Genomic DNA, 19,559 nt, shown 5'->3' on the forward strand with positions numbered 1-19,559 from the left:
TTCATCACATTAAACACGCCCCCCACTCACTTCTCCACCCCATTTAAACTCAAGCCAAGCACACTGGCCTCACATAAAGATCAGTTAAAATGTATCAACAAATCACCAATAAAACCTCTACAACAATCTGGTCGCACGCCCGATAACTCATACCCCTGAAAACATGAAACAAATCCTAACAGCCATAGCTGCTACCACACTTACCTCCAATGCCGCCATCATCGCGCATTACGACGCCAATACTGGTTCACCTCCTGACGCCTTGAGCGTTGTCGCTCCTAACGACAACTCTACGCCTGGAGACAACACCCTCTGGACTCTCAATGATAGCTCGCTCGGATCCGGCGATGCCCAGGAAGGTGCGTTCGAAGGCGGACAAGGTGCTTGGCGAAACCTGGACGGTACTGCCAATAACAACCCAGGTTACCGAACCACCCTCACTACCACTGACTATCAAAACATGTACGACAATGGGTGGAGCCTCACTATCAGACTCCGCCTCCAACAAGGTGGACAATTCATTTCTGTCGGCGGTGATAACAATAACACTGGAACGAGCTTCAACTTTGCCGGTGACCGCCGCATCGGTGCCAGCCTAAACGCCAGTGGAGATGACTACACGGTAGCCGCAGTTGGCGCGGGTGGTTCAACCGTCACCGTCACTGACGGCATTCTCAATCAAACCTACGTCAGAATTGAAATCATTGGCGACGCCGGCGCTCAAACCGCCACCTGGAACCTCTACAATGACGACACCAATACTCTCCTCTCCTCCCAAGCCTTGACTGGTTGGGCTAGCGGCAATGGCGCCACTGATGACAATATCGGTTGGCAGTCAGGTTCGTCCAGCGGTGACAACCGTGAAGCCTATTACCGCGAAGTCTCTCTGGTCTCCGTCCCTGAACCCACAAGCAGCGCACTCCTCGGACTAAGTGGCCTCGCTCTCATCCTGAGACGCCGAAAGTAAAATCTCTCCGATTATAGATCACAGATCTAACTTCTCACCTAACACAACATAACAGGTAAAGATGCGTCCCTACTATGGATCGTTATCCTTTGCCCCCCAAATAATGAAACATATACTCACAACTCTTGTCGGCAGTTCACTCATCTCTAGCGCCGCAGTAATCAATATCGAAATGTACAGCGGCGGCAATATGGCCGCAGATTCCAACTGGGAAATCTCCGACAACAAAGCCGGAACGGATGGTGACCTAGATGGTCTCATTGACGGAACTGACAATAACGGTGCCATCCTCACAACTGATGGCACCGCTGGCTGGCAGCTCAATGACCAGTTCACAGCCGATAGCTCCGGTAACCTCCCTCAGTTGCGTTACACATTCGACAATGCACTCGTTAGCCAACTCGACACCCAAGGCTTCACTCTTACCTTCACCGTGGAAAACCTCGGCAATAGAGGCGGTATCTGGTTCGGGCAAAAAGCCGGAGCCTTCGGTGCGCTTGCTCAATCCAGAGTCGCCATCGTCGGTGCTGGAGATATCGCTGTTGATGGACTGCTCCACACAGTCTCAGTGGTCTGGGATGGCAATAGCTTAACCAGAACCATTGACGGCGGTCCCGCAACCACTCTCACCCTCGCCTCCAACGGACAGGAAGCATACACCGGAGATTCAGGGGAAGCCCGATTCCTCGTTGACGCAGGTTCAAGCACTAATTCAGGTGCTGTCTGGAACATTACCAGTGCCCAAATCACTTCCGTTCCAGAACCCACAACCACTTCTCTTATCGGTCTTGCTGGCCTGAGCTTCATGCTACGCCGCCGCAGACCCTAAACTGCAATCACTCATATGTGTTGGAAAAAGGGAGTGGGCTGGGGAGCCTGCTCCCTTTGTTTTTTATGAACCTCACAAACTGGTAGCACTTATAAACCAGAACATGGCAATATCGCCATACAGGCGCATCTGCTACAAAATAAGATGTTCTAGATCCCAGTCGACACACCTAAGCTCAACTTTTCGAACCATGCATATCAAAAAACTTAGCTTGCTCTCAGCTCTGACCTTAACGGCATCAGTTAACGCAGCAAGCTACACTCTACTCCCAACTAAAGACGCCCTAGATAACACAATGTTAGGGACGGACATCACTCCCGGCAACGGATGGGCAATCAATGGAAACGCAAGCTTCACCGACCTCGGTGGAGGAGTCGCAAATTTGAGCACCACTGGAACCTCTCAATCCACTCTCCAAGGTGAGAACGCCACAGCCCCCGGTGCCACCACTGCTTGGTCTGGCACTGTCACCCCTAACACTTTCACCTTTGAGATCAGCCTCAAAGTCAACGACCTCACAAATGGTTTTAAAGTCTGGGCTGGAACTGGCGACCGCATCTACATGCTAGACATCTACAACGACAAAATTACTACCACCAACTCTGGAGGTGGACTTAAAGATGTCGCTATGACGCTCAATGATGGAGCCTTTCACACCTTCCGCCTCGTCGCAGACAATACCAACCCTGGTGCCCACGTCTGGGTTGACGGTGTCCATGTAGGTGACGAAGTGGGTGGCGTATTCAACTCTGGCACTAATGACGGCCGCTTCATCCTTGGAGACACCACTAGTGGCACATTTGGCAATGATATCGATGTCGATATTGCCTACATCTCATACGATGGTGGAGCATTCGCTCCCATCCCTGAACCCTCAACCTCCGCACTACTCGGCCTGGGTGGCATCGCCCTCATCATGCGCCGACGTAAAGCATAACCATTCATTCATCATATGTGTTGGAAGGGAGTGGGCAGCGATGCCTGCTCCCTTTTTTCTTCCAACTTTCACCCCCTAACAACCCCAATGAAGCTCCAACTCTCCACACTTCTGACTCTCCTTCTACCCCTGGCTCATGGCTCTGAAACTCTATGGATCGAGGACTTCGAGTCCTATCCCGAATCTAACCCTGCTGCCCAACTCGCCGCCCCAAAATCTCCCATTTCCTGGACTCCATCCCAGCCACAAAAAATGCGCACCGACTCTATAAATCCCCCAACTTTGCGCACTCTAACATGTGGGTTAGCAAAGTAAAAAATAGTGCCATCACCTCCTCAGGCACCCCCGCCTCTCCTCATTCTTCCTACACCTTGTCCTTCTTTTGCGCACTCGACACGCGTCACCTTGACCAATCCGGTAGAGCTAAAGCTGAGATACTGCTTGGTAAGGACATTTCATCAGCAAGTGTGATAGCCACACACACCTTTCAAGCTCAGGGACGCGTTGAGGGCACCTCCTTCAACAAGGAGAACTACCAACATCAGCTATCGGTACACCTGAAAGATCTCAACCACGCTGACAAGCTCTTCTTTCGCATCACAAACCTCCACGAAAAACAATGGTGCGCTGTGGATGACATCACCTTGAAAATGACATCACCCACTTCCCGCTCTGTCTCCAAGCAGTCCACTTCTAAGAACACTGCAGCCCTCCTCTCCATTGGAAGCATCTCACTTCAAATGCAACTTCCGTAACTCTCACCCAACTGGTACCCCCACAAGACCATTGCTTGCGCGTAAAGTTTCACCTCGGCACTCAGTTTCCTACCTATGAATACACGAAGCTGACAGCGGATCCTGAAGTCAAAACTGAGCCTCTAGAATACAGACTGCTCAGTCTTATCATGATCCTCCAAAGCCTTCTAACAAATAACAGTACAGGCACCCTATGCCTGCTGTGCTCTAAATCCTATTATGAAACTCAATAAGTGCATCCCACTCGCTGGCCTCATCCTAACTGCACCTCTCTTTGCGTCACCATCGGAAATCCCTACCAAGCAAGGAGAGGTCATCTTCGCGATCCGCGACATTCCAGCAGGTACACCAAAAGAAGGACATGGAAAAAATGCTAAAAAATACGGTTACCGCATCCCGTCGCTTCTTACAACAAAACAAGGGTCCATCCTAGCGTTCTCAGAACGCCGCCTAGGCCTTCACGATCACGCACAAAATGATATCGTCCTCAAGCGCAGCACTGATGGTGGCAAAACCTGGGGTAAAGAAATTGTCGCTGTCGAAGACGGTATGCACTCCATCAATGACCCACTCACAGTCCAACTCGATGACGGTCGCATCATGCTCATGTACGCCCGCTTTCCTTACGGCAGACATGCCCGCGCATCAGGTTGGATCAAAATGGCGGACCCAGGCTACGATAACCCCGAGACGAACATTCTCACCTTTATCACCTATAGCTCCGATGACGGTCTCACTTGGTCAAAGCCACAAGACATCACCCGTTCCGTAAAACAAGCTCACTGGCTCAACGCCAATACCCCTGGCGCTATGATCCAGCTCAAGAAAGGACCACATAAAGGGAGAATCATCACCCCACTATGGGGCTGCGTCCCAGTTGAAAAAGAGGGCAAAATCCAACGCTCATGGGAAATCGCTGTCGCTTACAGTGATGACCTAGGAAAAACCTGGAAGAGAACAAACTCACTCGATGATCCAGAAAAGGGCTTCCCTAACGAATGCCAAATTGCTGAAGCCTCAAATGGCGACCTCGTCATCATCTCACGTAACCAATCCGGCGAGAGAATGCGAAAAAAGTCGATCTCTAAAGATGGTGGCCTCACCTGGTCAGTCCTAAAGACCGACCCTACCCTCCCCTCAGTCGCCTGTATGGGCTCCATCATCAGCGGCCCACAAAAAGCCGATGGCAGCTGGGATCTCTACGCCACATTCCCATCGAATAAAGGTAGAAAAAATGGTCAAATTGCCATCTCCAATGACAATGGACAAACCTTCAATATCAAATCCATTATCACCGGCCCATTCGCATACTCGGCATCCCAGATCTCTCCCGATGGAAAAAGCATTCTCTGCCTCTATGAAACTGACGGCTACAAATCAGAGAGAATTCTCAGTATCCCGCTAAAGACACTCCAATCAGCTAAGTAGTCATGAAGCTATTGTTTAGCCTCATTCTCTTCGGACTGCTCAACACAGTACTATGTGCGAAGCAGCAGAAGATGAATGTCCTCTTCATCGCAGTTGATGATCTCAATGACTGGGTAGCCTGTCTCGGAAATAAGCAGGCTATCACCCCTAACATTGATCGATTAGCTGCCAAGGGAATGCTTTTCACCAATGCCAGCTGCGCAGCCTCAGTCTGCAACCCCTCGCGCGCAGCTGTCATGAGCGGCCTTCGTCCCAGCACCTCAGGTGTCTATGAAAATGCCACACCCCTTCAGACCCAAATCCCCGCCTCCCACCTCACCCTTCCCAAGTACTTCAAAAAAAATGGCTATATCACTCATGGCTCCGGGAAGATCTATCATGACCAAATCGGCGGACACCCACATGACGACTTCGACCACTACCACTTCTGGAACGAGCATTACCGAAAGTGGGGCTGGGAGCTTGGCTATTCACGTTATCCAGACCCTGAACCCCAAGAGCGCCCACACGCCAAAATCACACGCCTCACCAAACGCAACTTCGACTTCGCCCCCATTGAGGGAACGGAGTCCATGATGCCAGACTTCCTCTCTACTAATTATGGAGTCGATTTCCTTAATAAGAATCACCATGCCCCCTTCTTCCTAGCAATCGGTATTTTTCGACCGCACCTTCCTTGGTTCGCACCACAAAAATATTTCGACCTCTATCCCATCGATAACATTCAACTGCCCCCCACCAATCCGGACGACCTCAACGACCTATCTGCCATCGCCCTCAAGCGAACGAACGATAAAGCTTCCAAACATAATAAAGTCATCGCCCTCAATGAATGGAAAAAAGCCGTCCAAGCTTATCTCGCATGCATTAGCTTCGCAGATGCTCAAATTGGCCGACTCCTCAATGCTCTTGAGAACTCTCCATATAAAGATAACACCATCATTGTCCTCTGGTCTGACCATGGCTACCATCTCGGTGAAAAAGACCATTGGCATAAACGAACGCTCTGGGAACGCTCCGTCAGGGTGCCTTATATCGTGGTAGCCCCAGGAACCAGCAAGCCAGGAACTAAAACGGATGCTCCTGTCGACCTCATGTCAGTCTATCCGTCATTGCTAGAGCTTGCGGGCCTCCCCTAGAACAATGACATCGAGGGTGAATCAATTGTCCCATTGCTCAAGAACCCAAACGCTGAGTGGCCACACCTAGCTCTCTGTACACATAAAAGAGGTAATCACACTGTCCGTTCCAAACATTTTAGATACATCCGATATCAAGATGGTAGTGAAGAACTCTACGACCACCGGTCTGACCCTCATGAGTGGAATAACCTAGTAGTCTCATCCCCTCAAACCGCTCAAAACACTATTAAGAAACTCAGCCCAGCTCTCCCAAAATCAGAAGCGCCCACCGGCCCAAGCTATTATGCGGGCTCTGCCCTCATGAAACTCGACGGAGACAAATACCAATGGGCAACTCGTAAAAATGCCCAAGGAAACCCCGAATTCCAAAACGCCAATAAACTCAAACAAAAGGCCTGAAACGCAGCAGAAAAATTAAAACAATAGTATACCCACACACATTACAGTTAAGGGTGCAAGGGACCACCCTCGCACCCTTTCTCGTGTATGATTACTTCGAATTTAAAGCATAATTCTGCACGCGAAGGTTGGAATCTAAAACCTGCATCACGGACTTATCGCAAGCAAACCCCACACGTCCGACCTCCCCCCCTTTGTCACCTTTGACATCCACTCTCGCCACAAGTTTGTTGTCTACCTTCACTGATAACACTCCATTGATGCGCGCAACCTTCAAGCTAAACGGCTTCTTGAATTTGATGTACTCAGACGTCTTGCCTAACACCTTGTCATCAATGTCCGCTCCCTTGAGTACAATCTCACCATCTTGCCCCCCATCTAACACGATAGCCCTATCTCCAAAATAAAATGCAGCCCCAGAAACTGTTCCCTTCCCATACAAATCGGACCTTCTGTGGAACTGAAGACGTGACTCACTAATCCAATTTCCCCTCCCCACTTCTCCTTTAGATAGAACTGGCTCAAGACTTGCCCCCTTCTTTTTGAGTAACCATAACCTACCATCTTCACGCTCCTGTGCGTGCTTGCCCATCTCTAGACCTACTCCCTTCCCATTTTTTACCAAAACTATATTCGATAACTCACTCGCGATCACCTGAGACCCCAGCAAAAGCGCTGCCAACATACAAGTATGTGTCTTATTCATAACACATACAGGCATACTACACCGCACATCTCATTATCAGACATTTACAGTGGTGTTAATGACATACCAGACACCATCCCCCCTCTCCTCACCGTATCATTCCCCCGCCTATCTAACGACGCCGGCGTCTGAGGAGTAAACCTCCGCCTAACAAAGCTATAACCCCAGTGCTAGGTTCAGGAATCGGAATACTCTGAAGCTGATAGGACGTCGTCCCCACCGTACCAGATGTGACAAAGTGGTCCGCAAAACTACCCGCATTCCCTCCATCAATGGTGAGAACCCCCTCGTTCCAAAGAGTCTCCCAGGCAACAGAGTTGTTAGCACCTCCAGAGTTTCGTCTACCAACTCGGCCACTCACAGTCATTACCTCAGTGCCGGAGATAAAATCTAAATTCATCGAGTTGCCACTGGCATCAGTATCCCAGAACCAAATACCTACGTCGCCTCCAGCAGATATGGAACTGCCACCTGACAACTGCACATTAGCAACCTGGTTCGTAAAACTGTTGTCATTCCTACCAAACCAAAGTTCCCCCCCCACGGATAAAGATGCGCTATTGGAAAGTGTCACCGTTCCTCCGGTCCCATCCTCAAACCCCAAAACTAAGTTGCCTCCCACTGTCCTAGATAAAGTACCTCCATCCAGTGAAATCTCCCCCCCGTTCACTCGAGTCCAATTCGAAACGGTCTGCTCCCAAGTACTCCCCCCGCTTATACTCAGCGAACTGCCAGCGCCAATCGCAAAGTCTCCCCCAGGCACGTAAGTAACCTTTGCCCCATTATCTATGACCGCATCATCCGTTCCATTGAGAACTGGCACATTCCCTGTGTCCCACCCCGCCGCCAATGACCAATTGCCATCAACTCCTGAGCTATCCCATGTCACCGTGGCTCCACTAGCCATAGCAACTAACGACGGAAATACGAACAAGGTGGGGAATACGTGCTTCATAGAAATGTTCAAGTTACGACTCCTATCTAACTGAGAGTCAGCATTCAATAAACCACCAAGCACTGTGCATGTCACTCCTATTTTTTACTTCAACTTAAGTTCTTTCTGAGTGTAGTTTTTAACTCTCCCTTTAGTTGCCTCACGAACAGTACTAACTTGTTGTTCACTCACCGCACCTCCTTTGTTTCCCTTGAGGTGACGGACGTATGTCATCACATCTGCTAGCTCAGCATTACTTAAGTGACCAAACTTCGGCATCGCCAGTGGCAGCTTAAAACTCTCGCCATTAACTGTAATCGGCCCTTCTAAACCATGGAGTAGTACCTTGGAAAGTACTTCAATGTCGCCTTGAACCCAGTTAGAAGGTGCGAGTGGAGGTCCCATATTGGGCTGCCCCTGCCCTTCCATTCCATGACAACCAGAACATGCAGCTTTGCCTGCATAGATCTTAGCTCCTCTATCAAAACTCGCTTTATCCTTAGCTAAGACTTTTGGCGCCTTCACCACTTTCCGCCCCTTCAACGCACTCAATGATGCCCCCATCTGAGCCTGAAATTTCTTGTCTTTAGCTGCCCCCCATGAACCAGCCTCCGATATCTGTAAACCCAGACCACTTACGTAGGCCTCTGGAATATAAGCGACGGACTTACCATGCTGACGCTGAATTTCTTGGGCTCTGCGGTAACCTTTCTCAGTACCTAAACGCCCCAAAGCCAATGCTGCGGATACTGCTGTCTGAGTTTTTACTGAATACTTCTGTAAAGCTTCAGCCACAGAACGATCCGCTAAATGTGCAAGCTCCAATGCTGCAGCGTTCAGTTCAACATCTTTCGACTGCAAGCATTGCTCAATGAACTTGGCTGGAATACTTCCTGTCGATTCCAACACCCATAAGGCGTGTAGCTTCGCATGCTTGCCATTCAAATGCTGTCCCGCATGCTTCTTAAATTCCGCCAATTGCTCAGAATCCGCGACACGCTCCACCAATACTCGTTGTGTAATGTCTCTCACCACTCCATTGCTATGGCTCAAATGCATCACCAGATCTAACATCGACTTACCCGATAGACGCATCGGCGTGTTCAATGGGTTCTTCTGGTAACGTATGCGATACAACCTACCATTATTCTGCATAGGCTTGTCCAAGCCGCGACTCGCATATTGCTTACGTAAATACGTCGTCATGTACGCCTTGTGCTGAAGTAAACCAAAGTACATGTCCACCATCCACAATGTCCCGTCAGGTGCCGAATACATGCTCACTGGGCGAAACCATTCATCAGTCGATGCCAAAAACTCCGAGTTCTGAGTGCGAAACTTCCCTTGCAACTTGTTGTCTGCCGCTCGACTCAAATCTATCAACTTTACAAGGTTCGCACCTGGCTCAGGGATGAATGCAGAACCATAGTAACTCTCAGGAAAATTCTCACCTCGATAAATTGTAGGACCAGATGCTGCCGTCGCATTGACTAACTTCCCATTATTATCTAACAAACCCTTCTGATACGCTCTATTTAGCCCTGGGTTCATGCGAATCGGGTACACCCTATTACTCGCTGCTCTCTGCGTGGTCTTATATTTAGGCGTGTACTTGGGATGGTGCCTAAAAACATTTGGCCGATGTTGATCTCCTAATAACAAGGTGCTGTTATTGTTGTAGTATAACCGTCCTGCATCGTCTTGGGTGATCCCCCATTGACCACGAAAATGCGTTTTCTGCATGACCCACTTCCCATCAATGCGTCTGAATCGCTTGTCGCACTTGGCACTGTAATACCAGTTATCCCTGCCATAGATTAACCCATTCGCCTGATGCTCTGCATTGCCACCTATGGCGTACTTCGCATCCACCACACTCGCCTCCCCCACTGGCTTAATTCCATCCCGCTTGATGAACATCAGCTTGCCAGCATCAGTGTAAAGCACTCCATCTCCTGTCACCGCCACCGCCCGTGGCATCACCAAGCCGTCCAAGAAAACACGCACCTTATCCAACTTTCCGTCTCCAGTAGTGTCCTCTAACACTTTAATCTTACCAGTCGGCTTTTCCTCTCCGTTTCCATCGAGGTCAGCCATGTACTGGGTCATCTCCACCAGCCAAGCCCTGCTATCTTCATCAAAACACAGCGCCACAGGCATATGCACCAATTCATCTTTCACCAATGGCTCTAACACAAAGCCATCAGTCAGTTGAAAGCTATCCATAGCCTCCTCCTGACTCAGTAAAGGCGATGGTGGAATCTTGTCAGCTGGGATGGGATCTATCTGCTCCTGCCCCTTCTTATCTCCTTGCTGAGCTAAGCAAAGCTGACTGGCTGCGAATAAAAGTATGGCACTTCGGCGAAACATGGCTGCGGTCGTTCGAATATGTTCTGTCTTCCCTGTGGATTAGAGCGCTTTCAATGTGAGATTTCTCCAGCGTACATTGCATGACTTCCCACCGTGCACCTGAAGCCCAAAAAATCCCTCGCGTGTGTCGTGCTTCTTGTCCTCATCCGTGAAGTCCGCGCGCTTCTCGCCATTAAGCCAAGTCTGAATCCGGTTGCCTTCACAGCGAATCGTAATGGTATTCCAGTCATCCCATTTAAACAATGCCTTGCCCTGCTCGGTAAAAGCGTCACGCACCTTCTCTTGCTCTGCTGTCCCTTTCTTCACAGGGTAAAGCCACCCCCTTCGCGCCTCGTCAAAAATGCCAGCGGTCCAAGCTCTCCCCTTCGTATTACACGCCTCACATTGGTAACCAAACACCCTCCCATTGCCATCATCAGATGGCTTCTGGTTCGCTCGAAACATTACCCCAGAATTCCCACTCAAGTCATCGAACTTGAACTCATAGCAAAACTCAAAATCCTTGTAGGTCTTCTCCGTCCGTAAAAATGTATTCCCGCGGATGTTCTTTCCAAACCCCACGATACAACCATCCTCAACCTTGAACTCCCCATTACCACCAACCACTTTCCAGCCCGTCAGATCTTTGCCGTTAAAGAGCTCTACCTTGCCCTGTGACGCCTCCTCAGCTACAGCTTGATGACTTACAGCGCCTGCTGCCATCACGATCGCTATCGCTCCCTTTGATCCCAATTGGTAAATAGACATACCCTACCATACGCCTATTTATCCCGATTTATAGTCCACAATTCGCAATCCAAACTCACATTTTGCGACATCACTTCACGCAATCCCCCAGCAAACTCTCAAAAGCCCGACCATAATGCACAAAGCTCTCGTAGCATTGCCTCCAGTCCACTTCAGATTCCTGCGCGTGAAATACCGTCGCCACATGCGGCTCGATTGCAATACTCCCACTATAGCCGCGCCCCAAGAGATCCTTCATTATTCTCTCTACCTGCCCCTGACCTTCACCTGGAAAGGTATATTCTGGCTCAACCCCATCGCGTACTGGATTCAGACAATCCTTCACGTGCACATGCACCACCAGCTCCCTCACTGCCTCGTAAAATGCGTAGGCGTCCTGCCACGGCTGTGGATCAGAATGCGAACGGTCACGCTGAAACACTGGATTTCCAGTGTCAAAAATCAACTTCATGCCTTCCACTTTCTCCACTAACTCAAGCGTGTGCGCACTGCTAAACCCACCATAATTCATGCAGTTCTCATGGGCTACAGTGATACCTGCATCGCTAAATCGCGACACCACTTCACTCAGACGCCTCACGCGCTCAGCCACATACTGCTCTTCCCCCCAAGGTTCTTGTGCATACGACATCACCCGCACGATTTTTGTCCCAAGCCGCTGCATCCTCGGAATACATCGCTCCACCTCACCCAAGGTCAGATCAAAATCACTATGAATCGACTTCGACCAAGACCCAATCAATGAACCAAATTCTACCACCTCAATCCCAGCTTCCTCCACCGCACTGGCCACCCTCTCAAAATCATCCTCACTGAGGTCATGGATATTTGTCCCATCAATGCCACGCGCCGACAGCTGACACCACCCTAATGCCTTCAGCGCATTTATCTGCGTCTCGATCGAACGCCCGGCCTCGTCGGCAAAACCTGATAATTGATAACGCTTCATTCTCTCTTCACTCATCTTCTATACAATACACAATTACTCAACAAGCCTGACCCAACGCCCATCATTCTGAGCACTCTCATAAATAGCGCGAATCAAAGCCACAGCCTTGCGCGCCTCACTCCCTGAGACACTCGGCTCACGCCCTTCTTTTATCGCTTCGACTACCTCTTCAAAATTCCGCTGATGCCCAATGAAGTTGATCGCATTGGGGTCATTTGCCCCAAGCCCGGGACCAGCTCCTCCGTCCATGTATCGCTCCGCCACATACGCATCTACTGCATCGTCTTGCTCAAAGTCCCAAACTTTAAACACTTCATCAGCTAGAAAGACACTCCCCTTGCTACCACAGACATTCACCTCTGCTGGGTGCCCATCACTCGAATAACAAGCTGTCGAACCCTGTATCACCCCCCGCGCCCCATTCTCAAATTCTAAAATAGCCACTGCGGTATCTTCTACTTCGATCCTCTCATGAGCAACACACCCCATACTTGCTGATACACGCGTGACCCCTCCCACAATGTACAAAAGTTGGTCAATGATGTGAATCGACTGATTCATCAACGCACCCCCTCCATCTAAAGCCCAAGTCCCACGCCACCCAGCAGAATCATAATACGCTTGGTCACGGTACCACTTAATCGATGCCTCTACCAAGGACAACTTACCAAATCGCCCTTCCTCCACCGCATCCTTCATCAACTCAATCGGCTCGTTAAAGCGACGGTTCAATATTGCTGCCAATACCACCTCTTGCTTCTCAGCCTCGGTCACCATCCTGTCAATCTTCTCTAACGTCACTTCCAAGGGCTTCTCGCACACCACGTGCTTACCCGCACGCATCGCCTCAATCGCTGGCTCCTCATGCGCCCCCGATGGTGTCGCTATCGTCACCACCTCCATGCCTCCCTCAGAGAAAAAAGCCTTTCTATCTGTGAACCCCTCCACCCCGTATTCCGCCGCAAAAGCATCCACCTTTTCACGATCTCGCCCATAACACGCTACCAACTCACTCCCCTGCATCGCCTGAATCGCTCGTGCATGAAAATGCGCGATCATCCCTGTACCAATAATTCCAAATTTCATCTGTCTTATCCTTTTATTGTTCTGCTCGGTTGCGCTTCACAAATCCTAACACACCCACCACTACCAAAATAGCCAGCGCCCCCATACCCACCTGCCCGGGCACCCCCTTGCCACTCAGGGCCCAAATCGAAGCAAATGATGCCACACCAGCAGACAGCACCATCAGCACGTTGATCACACCGCGACGCCTCGGCATTTCATCACCCAAGACCGACTTCGAATTCATCAATAATAAAAAGGCCAAATACGCTATCGGCAATAATGTCGTCGCAATCACAGACGCCGGCACCGCCATCGCAGCCTTCGATTCCCCAGCCCATAAAATAGGTGAAAATAATCCAGCTACTGCAGGCATCGCTGCCCCTAACATGAACACCTTTGCACTTCCAACCTTGTTCACCGCCTCACTGATCGCATAGCCATTCATCATCATGTGCACTAACATCGTCGATATCGCCATCGCCAACACCCCTACCCCAAAAATTAATTGAGCGTACTTCCCTAAAAAGGGCTCCAGTGAACTCGCCAAATTACTTGCCTTGCGGTTCGAAAGCATCGCTGCAAGCTGACGCTCAGCCATCGGCACCCCTGCACGCAACTCCGATTTCTGCTCCCCACCAAACTCCGCAAAACCTACGTGCTCAGCCGCCAATTTCTTGTCAATCACCTCATAATAGATCCCCTCCATTTTCGGTAGAGGCTTCCCCGCATCATCTAACACATCTGCGTACTTCGCATGAAAGCTAGATGCCGATGCTATCACCAATGCTGACGCCCCCAAGATAAAGGGAACAAATAAACCCAGCACCAAGTCATAACGAGAAAGCTCTCTATGTTGCTTCCTCCAGCCCTTCTTCTTCAATGAATAGGGCAACAAAAAGGTCATGTTAATCCCTACTGCTGTTCCAAAAGCTGAAATAATCTTACTGCGTTGCTCAGCGGTCACGTACTCAGTCCAGTACCCAGATGCATCACCCGTTGCCCCGATCGCTGCCCCGATCTGCTCAGTCGGCCTAAATAGGGCTGAAAAGTCAGGCACCAATCCTCTGAATAAATGCCCCATATCCACAGCGCCTTTTGATACCAATGTCACCACCACTGCCATGAATGCGAGCACAATGACAGCAACTAAGCCCTTCAAGGTGTTATCCAATATAGCCGAAGCCTTCCCCCCTCTTTGGGAAATACCTAACAAGGAAAGTGCTATCACAAAAAAGCTACCTGTGATCACATAGGGGTTCACATCAACTCCCAAATTCCCCTCCAAGGCCCCCCTGCCTAAACTAAATTGCGCTGCACAAAATACCGTGTCTGCCACCACTGTTGCTATCAACCACCCCCATGCTAAGGACGGAGACACCTTCTTCTCCACTAACCTAAAGGGTCTCTCATCCGTAGAAAGGGTGACATAGGAAATTGCCGATAGCATAATGATCCCGCATAACATCGCCAATGGCTGTAACCACAAAAACTCATACCCCCCAATCACCCCCAAATACAAAGCCCCCACCAATGAACCGCCACCCAATGTCACCGCCGCCTGAACCCAGCCAGGCCCCGATAACTTAGCGTAGATCCCTAACTTCGTTAAAAATCCACCTTCTCTTGCTCGCTGTAAATCCTCCATATCTTTGCTTCTATCATTGCACCTCTAACAAGGTACGCACTCCAATCCATCTTGAGAAGAACCATCTCAATCCCTATGGATAGCGGCCATAGACATTGCAGTTCCACGCAGCATCCCACAATCATGCCCTGCGCAGCGATGATTTACATATTACGACACAAACTCACGAACAGGCCTTCATTCAATCGTCAGAACAAACGCCCACCATCACTATAATTAATCATTTTTTAGATAAACTTTATAAGATTGACCCGTATTGAAAATTATTTCATATTGCGACAACAGTGACAAAAAGCAACAAATCCCAAAGAATTCTATTCATCGGCATGTCCTCGGGCTTCTTCTCACTTGAGGTGCTGCGCGGTGTTCTCTCTATGCGTTCAGAATTCTCAAATTGGGACATCCGTTGCATCACCCCTCAGATCACCTTCAGCGAACTCAGTGAATACATCCAACACACCCACTTTGATGGCATCATCGCTCGTGGGCTCAACCCCGAACTCGCCCGCTCTATCACCCAACTTCCCATTCCCTCAGTATTTATCAGGGCCAGTGAAGATGATTCCGCCGAATACATCAACGGCCCCACCGTCGATGACCAAGCCATCGGCAGACTCGCCGGCGAAGAGTTCAGCCTCCTTAACTTAGGCTACTGGGGCTTTGTCCACTGGGACGGCGTCATGTGGTCTGAGGCCCGCCGTCGCTCCTTCCACTCATATGCTACCGCACGCGCAGTGAGTAACGAAACTCTCAGCCTCCCCGAAGAAACCCGACAGAGCTGGAAAGCCGTCGAGCAAATTGCCCAATGGCTCAAACCTATCCCAAAACCCTGCGGAATCCTCGCCTGCAACGACCAAGCAGGACGTGATGTCATCAATGCCGCACACCTGCTCGGCTTGTCCATCCCTGACGAAATCGCAATCATTGGCGTCGATAACGACCGCTTGCTCTGTGAAAGCTCCAGCCCCTCACTGAGCAGCATCGACCTCAAAGGCGCGGACATAGGAAGAGCAGCTGCCATCAGCCTCGCTAAACAACTCGGAATCCTGAAGCCGGAAGCCCACTATGCGTTGCAACCAGCCCAACTCATCGTCCGCGAATCCAGCCATGAAGTGAACAAAGCCATGCTCACTTACCAAAAGGCTCTCGATTACCTCGCAGCTAGGCCACTCAAAAACACCAGCGTCTCAACCCTCGCCCAGTCCTGTGGGGTCTCCCGTCGAGGACTCGAACGCGCCTTCGAAAAATGCACCCAAACCAGCCCTGCCGCTCTCATTCGCGACATCCGAATCAAAGCCATTATCGAACTCCTCAGAGATGGCTCGGCCTCTATCGAAAGCGTCGCTCACCAAGCCGGTTTCTCCGAAGCCTCCGGACTCTCAAACTTCGTAAAACGAATGACCGGAAAAACTCCAGGTGACTTCAGATAAGCCCCACACTGCCCCACTACTCGCTACCAGATTCTCCTATCGCTTGCTCACCTAACAGGGCATCCTCTCCCATGTGCGGATCCCTCTGCACCAAATAGTTCTCGCGAGCTAAATCCTGCATTTCTCTAAAATACTTCTGGTACGCATCAGTCCCCTCAGCACTGTAATTCCAGTTCTTATAGAGCCCAGTCAACTTAGTGAAATACTCCCGAACTTCTTGCTTCGTGCTAAAGTCATACGCACTGTTGATCAACTCCCTCAAAAATTGAAAGCTCTTCACCTGCCGCTCACGTGAAACTGAAACATCCACTTTATCAAAAGCATCTTGCTGCAAGTACACCATATCTAACAGAGTTGCTTTCTGCCACATCACAAAGTCGTCCATCGTGATACCTTCCTCCCCAGTCACTTGCATCATTTGATAAATACTATCCCCCTGATGCAACAATTCTGTAAAGGCCTGCACCTCGCTTACCCATTCGTGACTGAGATGCTCAGAGTACCATGGAGCCAGTTGCTCCAAGTACCTAGACCACGAAATCAATGGATCAATCGCGGGGTAAAATCGCTTGTAGGCGCGGTCATACGAGAGCCCTAGGAAATCTTTGACCGTCCCCAAAGTCGCCTGAGTCACTGGTTCCTCAAAATTACCACCCGCCGGCGACACCGTGCCAATCATCGTCAAACTCCCAATCTCACCCACGGAATTTCGCAGCACCCCCGCACGTTCATAGAGGTTCTTGATCGATGAATCCAAGTACGCCGGAAACGCTTCTTCCCCTGGAATCTCCTCCATCCGACCTGATGTCTCCCGCATCGCCTGTGCCCATCGCGATGTTGAATCGGCAATCAATAGCACATCCAGCCCCATCTGCCGATAGTACTCACCCAGTGTCACACCAGTGTAGATAGATGACTCGCGCGCTGCCACAGGCATTGAAGAGGTATTACACACGATGATCGTTCTATCCATCAAGGAACCTCCTGTTCTAGGATCCTTGGTGTTAGGAAATTCATGTATCGTCTCTACCACCTCTCCTGCCCGCTCACCACAAGCCACAATAATCACCACATCCACTGTAGAATAACGCGCTACCAAACTCTGTAGCACCGTCTTGCCCGCACCAAATGGTCCCGGGATACACCCAGTTCCACCACGCGCCATAGGAAAAAACGTGTCGATGATGCGTATCGTCGTCGTCAGTGGCTCACTCGGATACAATCGCTCAGAATACCGCTTCTGAAACATCTTCTGCGGCAAAGCCTGCCGAACTGGCCAACGCCGAATCATATCTAACTCAAGTAAACTCCCATCCCCCCTCCGCAAACGCACTACCACCTCGTCTACCCGGTAGCTTCCCTCCATCACCTCAACCACTTCCATCGCCTCGACCTCGCGAAATGGCACCATCACACGGTGCCGAATAATCCCCTCATCAACGTGCCCTAACACAGCCCCCGCTACCACTCTATCCCCCACACTCACCTCAGGCTTGAACTCCCACCTCCGATCCCTGTCCAAGGGGTCTGGGTAAACACCACGTGGTAAGAAAAAACCATGCTCGTCCGCCAACCTCTGCAGTGGGTTTTGAAGCCCATCAAAGACAGAACCTAACAATCCTGGTCCCAACTCCGCTGATAGCATTTCACCTGTCAGTTCTACCTCATCTCCAATCTTCACACCCCTCGTGTCCTCAAACACCTGCATGTCGGCCGTGTTGCCACGCACTCTGAGCACCTCGGCCTTCAACTTCTCCCTCTCTAATTGAATATACCCAACCTCATTCTTCACAATCGGATCACCATTCGTCTCCACTGTCACAAGACTCTCCTTGGCCGCTATCACCCTGGCTTTCCTCATTCTCTCATCTAACTTCATCGCTCTTATCTATTCTCCGGCGCCCTCACCCGCATGTGCTGCAAGTAACTTGTCCGTCAGTGATTCAAAATTTCTCTGCGCAGCCGGAATCGAATAATCCAACCACCTATCTAACATGTCCCATTTAAATATAAATGCGATCACATGCTCTAAACTAAATGCCACATCCTGGCACATCCTATCAAGGTCATCCCATATCGTATTGATCACTAATGCCTCTAACTTTAGTGAATCCCCTTCAGCTAAATAGCGCTGCATCTCGCGGACCCATGGATAAACAGACCCAAGCTTAAAATCCTCATCATGCCAGTACTTGCAGATGTGCCTCCCCCACTTTCCTCCAAAGCCCTCCGCTCCTACCGGAGCGTCCTTAGCCCCAGCTTGGCGCCTCCGAAAACCCGCTAAAATTGTCCTCAGATTCATTCTGAACTCCATCGTCCTCCGTAAGGCCGGGTGGGGGTGCTCCTCTAACAAACTCTCATATTCCTTGATGATTGCACCATCTTGAACCTTAGCCTTCTGATGCTCCCACGCGATAAAACGCCACGCCACTGTCACCACCTCTCGGTCCTCATCACTCAGCATCCTGAAGCGCTTCTTCATCTGAGTTTTGTTAATCGGAATGCGCTCCTTCACCTGACCAATCCGAGGCAAGTGCGGCAAACTCGCAACCAAAGTATAATAGCGGGCACTCGGTCTCATCATTACTTCGTAAAATCAGGATTCGTACTGCGCAAAATACTCCGGTATCGAGGTAGGAGCTGGTGCGTTAATAATTCCGTGAGCGTCTCTTCCGTGATCTCAACTCTCAAATCATCTCCAACAATGTTGATTGTCACTCCATTCTGACCACACGCTTCAGGGCGTAATGTCATCCCCTCCCGAAAAGACTCCTGGGATAAATGAAAAATTAAATCGTGTATTCGCTTCTCTGCAACTTCATCCCCCTCTTCGTAATGCAATAGTACCTCCACTGCATCATGCTGCGCCACGGACTCGGACGCCTGCCCACCTATCGCAATCACTAATTCCCGTAACAAGGTCTCATCCGCCAATTCCTTGTGAATAAATCGCTGCAATTGCCTGTCAAATGCCCGACTCACTCCCTCACCTAATTCCTTGATCGTGTCACGTGCGGCGAGCTTAATGGCCTCTTCTGTCGCATGCTTTTCAGTCTCTATCGTCTGCCTAGCCTCTTCTAGCATTTGCGCTGAATCTGACTTTGCAGACGCTATGATGCTGGCAGCCTCTCGCTTCGCATCGTGCAATATGCTAGCTGCCTCCTTCTCGGCCGACGCCACTCCCTCATGCCGAATTTTCTCTATCAGTTCCTTGACTCCAGACGCTGTATTCTCAGTGCTCACTTCACTCATC

18 protein-coding genes are annotated in these 19,559 nt (G+C 50.2%); 8 read left to right on the top strand and 10 right to left on the bottom strand.

The genetic code is table 11. From position 1 onward, the window contains the following. Nucleotides 1–163 precede the first annotated feature (163 nt). From ACFSW8_RS02040 to ACFSW8_RS02070, 7 genes are all read left to right on the top strand, one after another. Nucleotides 164–967: a PEP-CTERM sorting domain-containing protein gene (locus ACFSW8_RS02040; protein ID WP_377089262.1), complete on the top strand. Its 804-nt coding sequence runs from the start codon at nucleotides 164–166 to the stop codon at nucleotides 965–967. Between the two features lie 103 nt (nucleotides 968–1,070). Further along, nucleotides 1,071–1,796: a PEP-CTERM sorting domain-containing protein gene (locus tag ACFSW8_RS02045; protein WP_377089261.1), complete on the top strand. Its 726-nt coding sequence runs from the start codon at nucleotides 1,071–1,073 to the stop codon at nucleotides 1,794–1,796. A gap of 190 nt (nucleotides 1,797–1,986) precedes the next feature. Beyond that, nucleotides 1,987–2,733, top strand: a complete 747-nt coding sequence (locus ACFSW8_RS02050) for a PEP-CTERM sorting domain-containing protein (RefSeq protein WP_377177311.1) — start codon at nucleotides 1,987–1,989, stop codon at nucleotides 2,731–2,733. A gap of 296 nt (nucleotides 2,734–3,029) precedes the next feature. After that, nucleotides 3,030–3,488 carry a hypothetical protein gene (locus ACFSW8_RS02055; RefSeq protein WP_377089258.1) on the top strand — a complete coding sequence of 153 codons (459 nt, stop codon included), beginning with the start codon at nucleotides 3,030–3,032 and terminating at the stop codon, nucleotides 3,486–3,488. 219 nt (nucleotides 3,489–3,707) lie between these two features. Then, on the top strand, nucleotides 3,708–4,916 hold the full coding sequence (locus ACFSW8_RS02060) for a sialidase family protein (protein ID WP_377089256.1): 1,209 nt from the start codon (nucleotides 3,708–3,710) through the stop codon (nucleotides 4,914–4,916). Nucleotides 4,917–4,918: 2 nt separating this feature from the next. Continuing rightward, on the top strand, nucleotides 4,919–6,055 hold the full coding sequence (locus ACFSW8_RS02065) for a sulfatase (RefSeq protein ID WP_377089255.1): 1,137 nt from the start codon (nucleotides 4,919–4,921) through the stop codon (nucleotides 6,053–6,055). Between the two features lie 33 nt (nucleotides 6,056–6,088). Further along, nucleotides 6,089–6,457, top strand: a complete 369-nt coding sequence (locus ACFSW8_RS02070) for a hypothetical protein (protein ID WP_377089254.1) — start codon at nucleotides 6,089–6,091, stop codon at nucleotides 6,455–6,457. A 91-nt stretch (nucleotides 6,458–6,548) separates the two neighbouring features. On the opposite strand, the gene ACFSW8_RS02075 is transcribed toward ACFSW8_RS02070, so the two are convergent. The 7 genes from ACFSW8_RS02075 to ACFSW8_RS02105 all read right to left on the bottom strand — a co-directional run bounded on the left by ACFSW8_RS02075 (nucleotide 6,549) and on the right by ACFSW8_RS02105 (nucleotide 14,876). Then, nucleotides 6,549–7,163 (bottom strand): hypothetical protein, encoded by a 615-nt coding sequence (locus tag ACFSW8_RS02075; RefSeq protein ID WP_377089253.1) that lies wholly within the window; start codon nucleotides 7,161–7,163, stop codon nucleotides 6,549–6,551. Nucleotides 7,164–7,275: 112 nt separating this feature from the next. Next, nucleotides 7,276–8,118, bottom strand: coding sequence for a PEP-CTERM sorting domain-containing protein (locus tag ACFSW8_RS02080; RefSeq protein ID WP_377177313.1), 843 nt, complete (start codon nucleotides 8,116–8,118; stop codon nucleotides 7,276–7,278). An 84-nt stretch (nucleotides 8,119–8,202) separates the two neighbouring features. Next, entirely contained in the window at nucleotides 8,203–10,467 is a 2,265-nt protein-coding gene (locus ACFSW8_RS02085) for a DUF7133 domain-containing protein (protein ID WP_377089250.1), read from the bottom strand. 39 nt (nucleotides 10,468–10,506) lie between these two features. Then, nucleotides 10,507–11,214, bottom strand: coding sequence for a 3-keto-disaccharide hydrolase (locus tag ACFSW8_RS02090; RefSeq protein ID WP_377089249.1), 708 nt, complete (start codon nucleotides 11,212–11,214; stop codon nucleotides 10,507–10,509). Nucleotides 11,215–11,284: 70 nt separating this feature from the next. Next, entirely contained in the window at nucleotides 11,285–12,163 is an 879-nt protein-coding gene (locus ACFSW8_RS02095; RefSeq protein WP_377177315.1) for a sugar phosphate isomerase/epimerase family protein, read from the bottom strand. A 33-nt stretch (nucleotides 12,164–12,196) separates the two neighbouring features. Then, a complete protein-coding gene (locus ACFSW8_RS02100; RefSeq protein WP_377089247.1) occupies nucleotides 12,197–13,249 on the bottom strand; it encodes a Gfo/Idh/MocA family protein in 1,053 nt (350 codons plus the stop codon). Nucleotides 13,250–13,262: 13 nt separating this feature from the next. Then, entirely contained in the window at nucleotides 13,263–14,876 is a 1,614-nt protein-coding gene (locus ACFSW8_RS02105) for a divalent metal cation transporter (RefSeq protein ID WP_377089246.1), read from the bottom strand. Between the two features lie 326 nt (nucleotides 14,877–15,202). Between ACFSW8_RS02105 and ACFSW8_RS02110 the strand changes: the two genes are divergently transcribed. Continuing rightward, nucleotides 15,203–16,306, top strand: a complete 1,104-nt coding sequence (locus tag ACFSW8_RS02110; protein ID WP_377177317.1) for a substrate-binding domain-containing protein — start codon at nucleotides 15,203–15,205, stop codon at nucleotides 16,304–16,306. Nucleotides 16,307–16,322: 16 nt separating this feature from the next. Here the strand turns inward: ACFSW8_RS02110 and ACFSW8_RS02115 are convergent, their stop codons facing one another. From ACFSW8_RS02115 to ACFSW8_RS02125, 3 genes are read right to left on the bottom strand one after another with little or no spacing between them, the layout of a single operon-like run. Further along, complete coding sequence (locus ACFSW8_RS02115; RefSeq protein ID WP_377089243.1) at nucleotides 16,323–18,167, bottom strand: V-type ATP synthase subunit A; 1,845 nt, start codon at nucleotides 18,165–18,167, stop codon at nucleotides 16,323–16,325. Nucleotides 18,168–18,194: 27 nt separating this feature from the next. Further along, entirely contained in the window at nucleotides 18,195–18,890 is a 696-nt protein-coding gene (locus ACFSW8_RS02120) for a DUF2764 family protein (protein ID WP_377089242.1), read from the bottom strand. Next, nucleotides 18,890–19,558 (bottom strand): hypothetical protein, encoded by a 669-nt coding sequence (locus tag ACFSW8_RS02125; protein ID WP_377177319.1) that lies wholly within the window; start codon nucleotides 19,556–19,558, stop codon nucleotides 18,890–18,892. Before ACFSW8_RS02125 ends, ACFSW8_RS02120 begins: the two co-directional genes overlap by 1 nt. Between the last annotated feature and the right edge of the window lies 1 nt (nucleotide 19,559).

Origin of the sequence: Rubritalea tangerina, assembly GCF_042683245.1 — a bacterium.
In the GTDB taxonomy this organism is placed as follows: domain Bacteria; phylum Verrucomicrobiota; class Verrucomicrobiia; order Verrucomicrobiales; family Akkermansiaceae; genus Rubritalea; species Rubritalea tangerina.